Raw genomic sequence first — 13,340 nt, 5'->3', positions numbered from 1 at the left:
TAAAATATCGATACGAAAGTTAATAGAATGTTATTAAAAAACATTCGCCATTGCAAAGAAGCAGTGATTAGGCACCTGAAAGAAAATAACAAGTCAAAGATGTGATTATATTTTCCATCAGACAAAGAGGTGTATTTACCTAATAACGGGCTTATTAGGTAAACTTACCGACGAAGTATGATGTGAAATAGATTAGCATACTGATTTGTTATGTTTTGAATGTGCTGAAGCTAAATCTTATAATATTTTTTGGAGGAATTAAGATGTTAGATATTAGAAGCGTATTCGTTGAAAAGAAAAAAGGGTTTAATGTAGAAGCTCAAAGTTTATTAAATGACTTTAGAGATAACTTGGGAATAACAAATTTAGAAGATGTAAGACTTATTAATAAATATGTTATTGCAGATATTTCAGAAGAATATTATAAAAAGGCTTTACATACAATTTTTTCAGAAGCAACAGTAGACGTAGTTTATGAAACAGAATTACCAATGAATGAAGAGGAAGTAGCATTTGGCGTAGAATTTTTACCAGGACAATATGATCAGAGAGCAGATTCAGCTTCTGAGTGTTTGGCTCTTCTAACAGCAGAAGATAAGGCAGAAATTAAATGTTTCAAAATAGTCATATTAAGTGGAAGACTTTCACAAAGCGATGTTGAAAAAATTAAGAAATATTATATTAATCCAGTCGATTCAAGAGAAGTAGATATAAATAGCAAAGATTTATCATCACTTTCAAGCATTCCTAAAGATGTTAAAATCTTAAATGGATTTACCAATAAAAGTTTAGAGGAATTAAAAGAATTCCATAGTGAGCAAGGGTTAGCTATGAGCATTGATGATCTTGCTATGATTCAAGGATATTTTAAAGAAGAAGAAAGAGATCCAAGTATAGCTGAAATCAAAGTTATAGATACTTATTGGTCGGATCACTGTAGACACACAACATTCTCAACAATATTAGAAGATGTACAAATTGAAGATAATAAATATACAACTCCTATAAAAGCAAGTTATGAAGGATACATAAAGTCAAGAGAATATGTTTATGGAGAAAAAGAAAAGAGTAAAACTCTTATGGATATGGCAGTAATTGCGATGAAAGAGCTTAGAAAAAGAGGTGAACTTGAAGATTTAGATATTTCAGAAGAAATTAATGCATGTTCAATTAATGTAAAAATTGAAACTGAAAAGGGTATGGAAGATTATTTAGTAATGTTTAAAAATGAAACACATAATCATCCAACAGAAATCGAACCTTTTGGTGGAGCAGCAACTTGTCTTGGTGGAGCAATAAGAGATCCTTTATCGGGAAGAACTTATGTATATCAAGCAATGAGAGTTACAGGAGCAGCGGATCCAACAGTATCAGTTGAAGATACTTTAGAAGGTAAGCTTCCTCAGAGAAAGATTGTTTTAGGCGCAGCTCATGGATACAGCTCATATGGAAATCAAATTGGTCTTGCAACAGGTCAAGTTGAAGAAATATATCATCCTAATTATGCAGCTAAGAGAATGGAAATAGGAGCAGTTATTGCAGCGGCACCAAAAGAAAATGTAGTAAGAGAAGAGCCTAAGCTTGGTGATGTAATAGTATTACTTGGTGGAAGAACAGGTAGAGATGGTGTTGGTGGAGCTACAGGTTCATCTAAGGAACATACTGTAGATTCAATAAATGAATGTGGAGCAGAAGTTCAAAAAGGAAATGCGCCTACTGAAAGAAAGCTTCAAAGATTGTTTAGAAATTCAAAAGTAGCAAAAATGATTAAGAGATGTAATGATTTTGGTGCTGGTGGAGTTTCAGTTGCAATTGGAGAACTTTGCAGAGGGTTGGATATAGATTTAGATAAGGTTACAAAGAAATATGAAGGTTTAGATGGAACAGAACTTGCAGTTTCAGAATCTCAAGAAAGAATGGCAGTTGTTGTAACTAAAGAAAATGCAGAAGAATTTATTAAACTTTCAAATGCAGAAAATTTAGAAGCTACATTAGTTGCAAATGTTACAGATACAGATAGATTAAGATTATTCTGGAGAGGTAAGAATATTGTTGATTTAAAGAGAACTTTCTTAGATACAAATGGAGCTACTCAAAAGGCTAATGTTATAGTTAAAGCACCTAGTGACTATCAATATTTAGTAGCAGATATTGATGTTAAAGAAGAATGGATAAATAATTTAAAAAAATTAAATGTATCTTCTAAACAAGGTTTATCTGAAAGATTTGATGCAACTATTGGTCATGGAACTGTTCTTATGCCGTTTGGAGGTAAGTATGCAAAGACGCCAGCAGAAGGTATGGCAGCTAAAATTCCAGTACTTGATGGAGAAAGTACAGATGCCACTTTAATGACATTTGGATTTAATCCTGAGCTTGGCACTTGGAGTCCATATCACATGGCATACTATTCAGTAATTGAAAGTATTACAAAGCTTGCAGCAATGGGTGGAGATTATAGAAAAGCTAGATTAACCTTCCAAGAATATTTTGAGAAATTAGGAACAGACGCTACACGCTGGGGAAAACCATTTGCAGCATTACTTGGTGCTTATGAAGCTCAAATATCATTTGGAATTCCTGCAATAGGCGGTAAGGATTCTATGTCAGGAAGCTTTGGAGATTTAGATGTACCTCCAACACTTGTATCTTTTGCAGTAGGTGTTGAAAAGGCTAGACATATAATATCACCAGAATTTAAAGAAGCAGGATCAAATTTAGTTTTACTTCAAACTGAAAAGAAAGAAGATGGAACTATAAATATAGATAAACTTAAGAAAAATTTAGAAGTTCTTCATACATTAATACAAGATGGAAAGGTGATTTCTGCATCAGCAATTAAGTTTGGCGGAGTTTCAGAAGCTCTTACAAAGATGGCACTTGGAAATAGAATTGGTGTTGAAATTGAAAACTTAACAAAAGATGAATTGTTTGCATTTAATTATGGAACTATAATCTTAGAAGTTAAAAAAGATGTTAAGGTAGAAGAAGAATTAAAAGATTGTATGTATAAAATAGTTGGTAAAACAATTGTTAATTCAGCGATATTATCAAAACAATATGATTTAGATTTAAATATAGAAGCTTTAGAAAAAACATATGAAGAAAAATTAAAATCAGTGTTTAAGATTAAGACTAAAGATGTTGAAGAAAAAGTAGAAACAATTTTATATGATAATAAATCAGTACTATCTTCTAAGACTAAAGTCGCTAAACCAAGAGTTGTAATTCCAGTATTCCCAGGAAACAACTGTGAATATGATTGTGCTAGAGCTTTCGAAAAAGAAGGAGCAGAAGTAACTCAAGTAATATTTAGAAATATTACTAAGGAAGCACTTAATGATTCTATAGAAAGACTTGCAAGTGAAATAAGCAAAGCTCAGATTCTTATGATTCCAGGAGGCTTCTCAGCAGGAGATGAACCTGATGGTTCAGGTAAATTTATAGCTAATGCTCTTAGAAATAAAAAAATAAGTAATGCTGTAATGGAATTACTTAAGAATAGAGATGGATTAGCTATTGGCATTTGTAACGGCTTCCAAGCGTTAATAAAGTTAGGCTTAGTACCCTATGGAGAAATAGTAGACGTAAAAGAAGATATGGCAACATTAACTTACAATAATATTAATAGACATATGTCTTCAATAATAAATACAAAGGTAGTTTCAAATAAATCACCTTGGTTTAGTGAAGTTAATTTAGGCGATATACATTCAGTTGCAATTTCTCATGGAGAAGGAAGATTTGTTGCTCCAGAAAGCTTAATTAAAGAATTAATTAATAATGGTCAAGTGGCAACACAATATGTTGACTTTGATGGAAATATATCATTAAATATGCCATTTAATCCAAATGGTTCAATGTATGGAGTTGAAGGTATAACAAGTCCTGATGGAAGAATATTAGGTAAGATGGCTCATAGTGAAAGAATTGGAACAGACTTATATAGAAATATTCCTGGAGAATTTGATCAAAAGATCTTTAAAGCAGGGGTTAAATATTTTAAGTAGTAAATATTTAAATATAAAACTATATATCAATAAAATATGTAAATATAAATAAAAAAACTATATATCTAGTTATCTATAAAAATAGATAACTAGGTATATAGAAAAATATAAAACCATTAAAATATATGAATATTTATAGTAATAATACGGGTTTGGCAAAAATAGTGAAAAACAGGAGGCTTAAAATGCAAGTAGCAATATTTTTTGGAAGTAAATCTGATACAGAGATAATGAGAGGGGCTGCAAATGCTTTAAAAGAATTTGGAATTGAATATAAGGCGTTTGTTCTTTCAGCTCACAGAGTACCAGAAAAATTAGAAGAAACGTTAGAAGAAATTGAAGCACAAGGATGCCAAGTTATAATAGCAGGGGCAGGTTTAGCAGCACATTTACCTGGAGTTATAGCATCAAAGACAATACTTCCAGTAATAGGAGTTCCAGTTAAGGCTGCACTTGAAGGTGTTGATGCATTATATTCAATAGTACAAATGCCAAAATCAATTCCAGTTGCAACTGTTGGAATTAATAACAGCTACAATGCAGGAATGTTAGCAGTTCAAATGTTATCAGTTAATAATAGTGAACTAAAAAATAAATTAAAAGAATTTAGAATAAATATGAAGAAAAAATTTATTGAGGAAAATGCGGAAGGGGTAGAACTATAATGGAAAAATTAGAAATGTTATATGAAGGAAAAGCAAAGAAGATTTATGAAACAGATAAGGCTGATGAAGTAATTGTATATTACAAAGATGATGCAACAGCATTTAATGGAGAAAAGAAAGGTCAAATTGAAGATAAAGGTGTTATGAACAACGCTATAACTTCACTTATATTTGAATTATTAGAAAAAGAAGGAGTTAGAACTCACTTTATAGAAAAATTAAATGACAGAGAGCAATTATGTAAGAAGGTTGAAATAGTACCACTAGAAGTAATCGTAAGGAATGTTGCAGCAGGTAGCATGGCTAAGAGATTAGGTCTTGAAGAAGGATTTGCGCTTAAAACTACTGTGTTTGAATTATCCTACAAAGACGATTCATTAGGAGATCCATTAATAAATGATTATCATGCAGTTGGAATAGGAGCAACAACTTTTGAAGAACTAAAAGAAATTTATGTAATGACAGCAAAAATTAATGATGTATTAAAAGCCGTATTTAAAGAACAAAATATTAACTTAATTGACTTTAAGATTGAATTTGGTAGATTACCTGATGGAACTGTAGTGTTGGCTGATGAAATTTCACCAGATACTTGCAGATTCTGGGATGCAACTACAGGAGAAAAATTAGATAAGGATAGATTTAGAAGAGATTTAGGTAATGTTAAAGATGCTTACGTTGAAATCTTAAAGAGAATCTCCAAATAATTTACAAGGTATAATTGACACTGGACGATTAAGGGTATTTTTTTAATGTTGAAAGATGTTATAATACTTATCCTTAATTGTTAAATGTCAATTTTCAATTTGAATTAAAAATGATGAGAGGATTGTGTAAATGAGTAATCCAAATTTTGAATTAATAATGGATCCAGGTAATGATAAATTTAAGGATGAGTGTGGAGTTTTTGGCGTTTATGCTAATAATCCAATAGATGTTGCATCAATGACTTATTATGGACTTTATGCTCTTCAACATAGAGGACAGGAAAGTGCTGGAATAGCAGTTGCAGACGGTGAAAAAATAGATATTCATAAAGGGTTAGGTCTTATTACAGAAGCATTTAAGCAAGAGGATCTAAATAAACTAAAAGGGCATATAGCTATAGGCCATGTTAGATATTCAACAGCTGGAGGAAAGGGGATTGAAAATGCCCAACCTATATTAGCGACTTCAAAAATGGGACCAATAGCTATGGCTCACAATGGAACGTTAGTAAATGCGGATGTCATAAAAGAGTTGCTTGAAGATGGAGGACAAATTTTTCATACTACAACAGATTCGGAAGTAATTGCTTGCCTTATAGCAAGAAGTGCCAAAAAAGGTCTTGCAAAGGCTGTAGTTGATGCTATGTCAGCTGTTAGAGGTTCATTTGCATTGACTATTATGTCAAAGGATAAATTAATTGGGGCTAGAGATCCACATGGAATTAGACCACTTTGTCTTGGAAAAATTGAAGAAGGTTATATACTGACTTCAGAAAGTTGTGCTTTAGATGCAATAGGTGCTGAGCTTGTAAGAGATATAGAGCCGGGGGAAATAGTTATAATAGATGATGAAGGAATACATTCATATAGATATTCTGAAAACACTAAATGTCAAACTTGTGCTTTTGAATATATATATTTTGCTAGACCAGATTCAAGAATTGATGGACTTGAAGTTCATACAACAAGAGTAAAAGCAGGGGAACAATTATATAAGGAACATCCATTAGATGCGGATTTAGTTATTGCAGTTCCAGACTCAGGAATACCAGCAGCTATAGGATATGCCAAAGCATCTGGAATTCCTTATGATACTGGATTTATTAAAAATAGATATGTTGGAAGAACTTTCATTTCACCATCTCAAGAAATAAGGGAAAGAGCGGTAGCAGTAAAATTAAATCCATTAAAGGTAAACTTAGAAGGTAAAAAAGTTATACTTATAGATGATTCAATAGTAAGAGGAACTACTTCAAAGCATTTAATTGAATCACTTAGACGTGCTGGAGTAAAAGAAGTTAACTTCTTAATTGCATCACCAGGAGTTAAGTATCCATGTTACTTTGGTATAGATACTCCTTACAGAAGTGAGCTTGTTGCTGCTAACAATAGTGTAGAAGAAATCAGAGATATGATTGGTGCAGATTACTTAGGATACTTAAGTGAAGACGGAGTTTATAAGAGTTGTGATAATAGAGAAGAATTTTGTATGGGATGCTTTAATGGAGTTTATCCAGTAGCAGCACCAGTAGAAAATCTTGAAAGGTAGGATTAATAGATGATTACTTACAAAGAAGCTGGAGTTAATATAGAAGAAGGATATAGATCAGTTAAATTAATAAAGGAATATGCAGCTAGAACTATGAGTCAATATGTATTAAATGGACTTGGAAGTTTTGCAGGAATGGTTGAATTACCAGCAGGATATGAAAAACCAGTTTTGGTTTCAGGTACTGATGGAGTAGGAACTAAGCTTGAAATTGCATTTAAGAATAAAAAGTATGATACGGTTGGAATAGACTGTGTAGCTATGTGTGTAAATGATATTTTATGTCATGGAGCAAAACCACTATTTTTCTTAGATTATATAGCTTGTGGAAAACTTGAAGCGGAAGTTGCATCAGATTTAGTTAAAGGTATATCAGATGGATGTGTGGATTCTAACTGTGCTTTAATTGGTGGAGAAACTGCTGAAATGCCAGGATTTTATTCTGATGGAGAATATGATATGGCAGGATTTGCAGTAGGTATTGCTGATAAAGATAAGATCATAAATGGAAGTAACATTAAAGAAGGAGATAAATTAATAGGGATTGCTTCTTCGGGAATTCATTCTAATGGTTATTCATTAATTAGAAAAATATTTCCAGATTTAAATGAAGAATTTAATGGTGAAGAAGTATGGAAGACATTAATTACTCCGACTAAAATTTATGTAAAACCTGTACTTAAATTACTGGAAAATTATGAAATCAAGGGAATGGCTCACGTTACTGGTGGCGGATTCATTGAAAATGTTCCAAGAATGTTTAATGGTGGGGATTTCACAGCAGTAATTAATAAAGATTCATATCCATTGCCAGCTATATTTGAAAGAATTATTGAAAAAGGTGTAGATAAGGACCATATGTATAATACCTTTAATATGGGAGTAGGATTTGTGCTTGCTGTTAATGAAGCAGATGTATCACCTATTATAAAAGCTTTAGTAGAAATGGGAGAAAAAGCTTATGAAATAGGATATGTAACATCTGGAGGTGAGGGTATTTGTTTAAAATAGCAGTCTTAGTTTCAGGTGGAGGAACAGATCTTCAATCTGTAATAGATGCAGTAGAAAATAAATATATTGATGTCAAAATAGAAATGGTTATCGGCAGCAGAGAAAATATTTATGCTCTAGAGAGAGCGAAAAAACATAATATAGATACTTTTGTTGTAAGTAGAAAAGAGTATGGAGAAAAATCTTCAAACAAGATCTTAGAATTAACAAAGGGGAAGGTTGATTTAATAGTTCTTGCAGGATTTTTAGCAATTTTAGATGGAGAAATATTAAATGAATTTGATAATAAAATTATCAATATTCATCCATCTTTAATTCCTTCATTTTGTGGATCTGGAATGTACGGACTTAAGGTTCATGAAGCTGTAATTAAAAGCGGAGTTAAATTTTCGGGATGTACAGTGCATTTTGTGAATTCAGAAGTTGATGGAGGGGCAATCCTTCTTCAAGAAGTTGTTCCAGTTTATTTTGAAGATGATGCGGAAACGCTTCAAAGGAGAATATTAGAAAAAGAACATTTTATATTGCCTGAAGCAATTAAGCTTATTAGTGATGGGAGAGTTACTATTGTAGATGGAAAGGCTAAGGTAATAAACTAAAGCCAAAACTATTAACGGATAATGCTTTTAAATATCCTAAAGGGAACAGACGGTTATAGTTAATAATGAAATTCTGAGAAATTTCTTAAAAATAAAAAACAAACCAGTACCAGTAACAGTTTAGTTATCAGTTAGAGAATAGATTAAAGGAAACGGTATTAAAGAAGGTTAGTCTCAGCTGCCAACTATCAGCTGTTAACTGTTAACTGATTAGCAGGGGGTTTTTTCGTGAAAAAAAGAGCTTTGATAAGTGTATTTGATAAAGAGGGAATTTTAGATTTTGCTAGATTTTTAGTATCTAAAGATGTTGAAATTGTATCTACAGGAGGAACTTATAAATATTTAAAAGAAAATGGGTTAGATATAATTGAGATTAACGAAGTTACTAATTTTCCAGAAATGTTAGATGGAAGAGTTAAAACACTTCATCCATTAGTTCATGCTGGAATACTTGCAATAAGAGATAATGAAGAACATATGAACACATTAAAAGGAAGAGATATTCATACAATTGATTATGTTGTGGTAAACCTTTATCCATTTTTTGAAAAAGTTAAAGAAGATTTAGAATTTGAAGAAAAAGTTGAATTTATAGATATTGGCGGACCGACAATGCTTAGAGCAGCAGCTAAGAATTTTCAAGATGTTGTAGTAATTTCTGATAAAAATGACTATAAAGTTGTTGTGGAAGAAGTTGAGGCAAATGGTGAAGCTTCTTTAAAAACTAAGAAGAAATTAGCAGGTAAAGTATTTAACCTTATGAGTGCTTATGATGGTGCTATTTCAAACTTCTTGTTAGCTGATGATGAGAGGGAGTATCCAGAATATCTTTCAGTTTCATACAAGAAAATGCAAGGTTTAAGATATGGTGAAAATTCACATCAAAGTGCTGCAGTTTATTCTTCGACAATGCTTGATGGAGCAATGAATACTTTTGAAGTTTTAAATGGTAAGGAATTATCTTATAATAACTTTAAAGATGTTGATATAGCTTGGAAATGTGCTAATGAATTTGACGAGCCCGCATGTTGTGCATTAAAACATAATACTCCATGTGGTGTTGCAGTTGGAAAAGATCCTTATGAAGCTTATATGAAAGCATATGAAGTAGATCCAACTTCAATATTTGGCGGAATTATTGGTTTTAATAGAAAAGTAGATAAGAAAACGGCAGAAGAAATGGTTAAAATTTTCTTAGAAGTAATTGCAGCACCAGAATATGATGAAGATGCTTTAGAAGTATTAAAGGCTAAAAAGAACTTAAGAGTTCTTAAATTCAATAATACTCCAAAAGCTGATAAATATATGGTTACAGTTGATGGAGCAATGCTTGTTCAAGATGAAGATAGCAAGTTAATTCAAACAATTAAAGTTGTAACCGAAGTTAAACCAACTGACGAAGAAATGAAAGATTTATTATTTGGTATGAAGGTAGTTAAATATGTTAAATCAAATGCTATAGTTGTTGCTAATAATGGAATGGCTCTTGGCATTGGTGGTGGTCAAGTTAATAGAATCTGGCCAACAGAAGATGCTTTAAAGAGAGGCACAGGAGCTACAATACTTGCATCTGATGCATTTTTCCCATTCAGAGATATAGTTGATGAAGCGGCTAAATATGGTATTAAAGCAATAATACAGCCAGGTGGTTCAATGAATGATCAACAATCAATAGATGCTTGTAATGAACATGGAATTGCAATGATATTTACAGGATATAGACATTTTAAACACTAATATTGATAATTAATGCTCAATGGTCATTTTCAATAAAGAAATTAATTCTTGCAGAACTTTTAAATGTATTCTATCAATACTGTAAGGATAAAATTCATAATTGAAATTTGAAAATTGAGCATTGAAACTTAATTACTAGAATGTAATAATTTTAATTAATAATTGAGCATTGAAAATTTAGCAGTAACGATTGAAATTTGATTTGGAGGTATATTATAATGAAACTTCTTTTAATTGGTTCAGGTGGTAGAGAACACGCTTTAGCTTGGAAATTGGCTAAAAGTCCAAATGTAGAAAAAATATTTGTTGCACCGGGTAATGGTGGAACTGCAATTGAAAATAAATGTGAAAATATTAATATAACTGATATTGATGAATTAATTAAATTTGCACAAAAAGAAATAATTGATTTAACAGTAGTTGGACCAGAAGATCCATTAACAAAAGGAATTGTTAATGAGTTTAAAAAAGAGGGGCTAAAGATATTTGGACCAGCTGAAAACGCTGCACAACTTGAAGGCAGTAAGAGCTTCTCTAAAGAATTTATGAAAAAATATGGAGTTAAAACTGCTGAATATGAAACCTTTACTAATGTAGATGAAGCGCTTCAATATTTAGAAAACTGTCCATATCCAACAGTTGTTAAGGCTGATGGACTAGCAGCAGGAAAAGGTGTTGCTATTTGTGAAACTAAAGAAGAGGCACAAGAGGCTGTAAAATCATATATGGTAGACGATATTTTTAATGGAGCTGGGCAAAAAATAGTAATTGAAGAATTCCTTGAAGGTATTGAAGCTTCAATCCTTTCTATTACAGATGGAAAGACAATAATTCCATTTATATCAGGAAAAGATCATAAGCAGATATTTGATGGTGGTAAAGGGCCCAATACAGGTGGAATGGGAGTTTTAGCTCCAAATCCTTATGTAACAGATGAAGTAATGAAAGATTTTGAATATAATATTATGGATAAGACTTTAACCGGTATTCGTGAAGAAGGTTTTGATTATAAAGGAATTATATTTTTTGGAATTATGATTACTAAAAAAGGAACATATCTTTTAGAATACAATGTTAGAATGGGAGATCCTGAAACACAATCAGTTCTTTATTTAATGAAAAGTGATTTAGTTGAAGTAATTGAAGCCTCATTAAGAGAAGAATTAAATAAGACTACTATTGAGTGGAATGATGGTGTTTGTATAAATGTTGTTTTAGCTTCAGGAGGATATCCAGGAGATTTTACTAAAGGATATGAAATAACAATAGACAAAAAAGTAAGAGATAAGGTATTTTTAGCTGGAGCTAAAGCAGAAGATGGAGTTTTAAAGACAAATGGTGGTAGGGTATTATCAGTTATTGGTGTTGGAAAAACTGTAGAAGATGCTAGAGAAGAGGCATATGAAAATATTAAACATGTTACTTTTGAAGGCGCTTATTGTAGAACAGATATAGGAGCACATAAATAACATCGGGTATAAAAATAAGCTATTTATAAGCATTAGTATTAAATTTAATGAATAATGCTTTAGGGTCTATTTTTATAATATATTTTTCTTTAGAAAATTATGTGGTTAAGTTAAATGATAGTTATGTTGTGGATATTGCCGGTGTTTAATCAAAAAATGCAATTAGGGCCAAAGGAGTAAGGGGGGAAGAAAAAACATCTTATATTCATGGGCTAAGCTATTAGATGAAGAAGATGTCAATTCAAGTTTAAAAACATGGTATTATGGACATTACAAAACTGAAATGATTATAGATGTATTTCTAGGATAATATTTTCTAATTTTAGATATGCAACACTCAAATGACTTTTAAATTATCATATTAAAAAAATTAAGATAAATCAATATTAAATCTTAATGATTAACTTAAAACTTCACTAATAAATATTTTGGTGAAGTTTTTTATTTTAAGGATATGATTTATAATATATAATATTGAGTAGTTAAAATTTAAATTAAGAGATATATTTTAATAACATACAAATAAAATGAATGGATGAAAATATGAAATGGAAAATAAAAATTATTTATATAATAATTATCTAAATATGGCAAGAAATTCGAGAACAGAAAATAATTTATTAAAAGCTCTTAAATTCTATAAAAAAGCATATTCACTTAATCTAGGAAAAGAGGATATAGACCTTTTGATCGATATGGCTTTAATATACGATGAAATTGGATTATATAGTGAAGCTGAGAAAAAATATGATGAAATTTTAAAATTAGATGAAGAAGAAGCAATAGCTTATTATGGGTTAGCTATATTATATGAGCAAAAGGATGAGTTAGAAAAAGCTAAGGAATTTTATAAAAAAGCTATAGAAAAAAATCCCAATTATGATAAAGCATATTTTTTTCTAGCTAATATATACGATGAACAAGGAAACAAAGATGAAGCCATTTATAACTATAAAATAGTAATTGAAATAAATTCTAAGGATTTGTGGGCAAATGCTAATTTAGCTTGTATTTTAGAAGAATTAAATAAGAATGAGGAGGCTTTAAAGTATATAGATAAAGCATTAGAAATTTCACCTAAACATTATAAGATACTTTTTAATAAAGGGGTAATATTAAATAAATTGAATAGACTAGAGGAAAGCAAGGAATATTACAATCAATCAATTATAGAAAATCCTAAATATCCATATAGTTTTTTGAATTTAGCAGTTATATATAGGGAAAAGGGTGACTTTGAAAAGGCTATTAAAGTAATTAGCCAAGGAATAAAGGAAAATGAAGAACAAGGATTTTTATATTATAATAGAGCTTGCTTCTATGTAAACGCAGAGGAAAATCTAAAAGCAATTGCAGATTTGGAGAAAAGTATAAAATTAGATGACTTATTTTTAGAATATATGAAAAAAGATGCAGAATTAGATCCAATAAGAGAATTTGAAGAATATAAAGATTTAATATAAATAACTAGACTTGTGCACTAAATAGGAAAAATTTAAGCTACTAGTCCTAATTTGGAAATAACTGAATCTAAACTTATCCCGTTATCCGCACAGGTGTGTGCAAAACTAACTATTTGTACCAAATAGTTGT

Annotated in this window: 9 protein-coding genes; all 9 read left to right on the top strand. The window is 30.8% G+C overall.

What is annotated here, in order from left to right; translation table 11 throughout:
- Window positions 1-263 precede the first annotated feature (263 nt).
- The 9 genes from CLPUN_RS19705 (at window position 264) to CLPUN_RS19665 (ending at window position 13,210) form a co-directional block, all read left to right on the top strand.
- Window positions 264-4,010, top strand: a complete 3,747-nt coding sequence (locus CLPUN_RS19705) for a phosphoribosylformylglycinamidine synthase (RefSeq protein WP_077848945.1) — start codon at window positions 264-266, stop codon at window positions 4,008-4,010.
- Between the two features lie 125 nt (window positions 4,011-4,135).
- Window positions 4,136-4,675: a 5-(carboxyamino)imidazole ribonucleotide mutase gene (gene purE, locus CLPUN_RS19700; protein WP_423237312.1), complete on the top strand. Its 540-nt coding sequence runs from the start codon at window positions 4,136-4,138 to the stop codon at window positions 4,673-4,675.
- Window positions 4,675-5,382, top strand: coding sequence for a phosphoribosylaminoimidazolesuccinocarboxamide synthase (purC, locus tag CLPUN_RS19695; protein ID WP_077848943.1), 708 nt, complete (start codon window positions 4,675-4,677; stop codon window positions 5,380-5,382). The genes purE and purC overlap by 1 nt, the downstream gene beginning before the upstream one ends.
- A 130-nt stretch (window positions 5,383-5,512) precedes the next feature.
- Window positions 5,513-6,931: an amidophosphoribosyltransferase gene (purF, locus tag CLPUN_RS19690; RefSeq protein ID WP_077848942.1), complete on the top strand. Its 1,419-nt coding sequence runs from the start codon at window positions 5,513-5,515 to the stop codon at window positions 6,929-6,931.
- 9 nt (window positions 6,932-6,940) lie between these two features.
- The gene (gene purM / locus CLPUN_RS19685) at window positions 6,941-7,942 is read left to right on the top strand and encodes a phosphoribosylformylglycinamidine cyclo-ligase (RefSeq protein ID WP_077848941.1); all 1,002 of its coding nucleotides are present in this window, start codon (window positions 6,941-6,943) and stop codon (window positions 7,940-7,942) included.
- Window positions 7,930-8,541, top strand: coding sequence for a phosphoribosylglycinamide formyltransferase (purN, locus tag CLPUN_RS19680; protein WP_077848940.1), 612 nt, complete (start codon window positions 7,930-7,932; stop codon window positions 8,539-8,541). Before purM ends, purN begins: the two co-directional genes overlap by 13 nt.
- A 228-nt stretch (window positions 8,542-8,769) precedes the next feature.
- The gene (gene purH / locus CLPUN_RS19675; RefSeq protein WP_077848939.1) at window positions 8,770-10,278 is read left to right on the top strand and encodes a bifunctional phosphoribosylaminoimidazolecarboxamide formyltransferase/IMP cyclohydrolase; all 1,509 of its coding nucleotides are present in this window, start codon (window positions 8,770-8,772) and stop codon (window positions 10,276-10,278) included.
- A gap of 218 nt (window positions 10,279-10,496) precedes the next feature.
- Complete coding sequence (purD, locus tag CLPUN_RS19670) at window positions 10,497-11,747, top strand: phosphoribosylamine--glycine ligase (protein ID WP_077848938.1); 1,251 nt, start codon at window positions 10,497-10,499, stop codon at window positions 11,745-11,747.
- Between the two features lie 548 nt (window positions 11,748-12,295).
- The gene (locus tag CLPUN_RS19665) at window positions 12,296-13,210 is read left to right on the top strand and encodes a tetratricopeptide repeat protein (RefSeq protein WP_077848937.1); all 915 of its coding nucleotides are present in this window, start codon (window positions 12,296-12,298) and stop codon (window positions 13,208-13,210) included.
- The last annotated feature ends 130 nt before the right edge of the window (window positions 13,211-13,340 follow it).

It is taken from the genome of Clostridium puniceum (assembly GCF_002006345.1).
Taxonomy (GTDB): domain Bacteria; phylum Bacillota; class Clostridia; order Clostridiales; family Clostridiaceae; genus Clostridium; species Clostridium puniceum.
This window is presented reverse-complemented; position numbering and strand designations above follow the sequence as displayed.

Excerpts from the sequence above, each read along its gene's own strand:
- purC (WP_077848943.1), top strand. The coding sequence starts at position 4,675 with ATGGAAAAATTAGAAATGTTATATGAAGGAAAAGCAAAGAAGATTTAT.
- purF (WP_077848942.1), top strand. The coding sequence starts at position 5,513 with ATGAGTAATCCAAATTTTGAATTAATAATGGATCCAGGTAATGATAAA.
- purE (WP_423237312.1), top strand. The coding sequence starts at position 4,136 with ATGAATATTTATAGTAATAATACGGGTTTGGCAAAAATAGTGAAAAAC.
- purM (WP_077848941.1), top strand. The coding sequence starts at position 6,941 with ATGATTACTTACAAAGAAGCTGGAGTTAATATAGAAGAAGGATATAGA.
- purD (WP_077848938.1), top strand. The coding sequence starts at position 10,497 with ATGAAACTTCTTTTAATTGGTTCAGGTGGTAGAGAACACGCTTTAGCT.
- CLPUN_RS19705 (WP_077848945.1), top strand. The coding sequence starts at position 264 with ATGTTAGATATTAGAAGCGTATTCGTTGAAAAGAAAAAAGGGTTTAAT.
- CLPUN_RS19665 (WP_077848937.1), top strand. The coding sequence starts at position 12,296 with ATGGAAAATAAAAATTATTTATATAATAATTATCTAAATATGGCAAGA.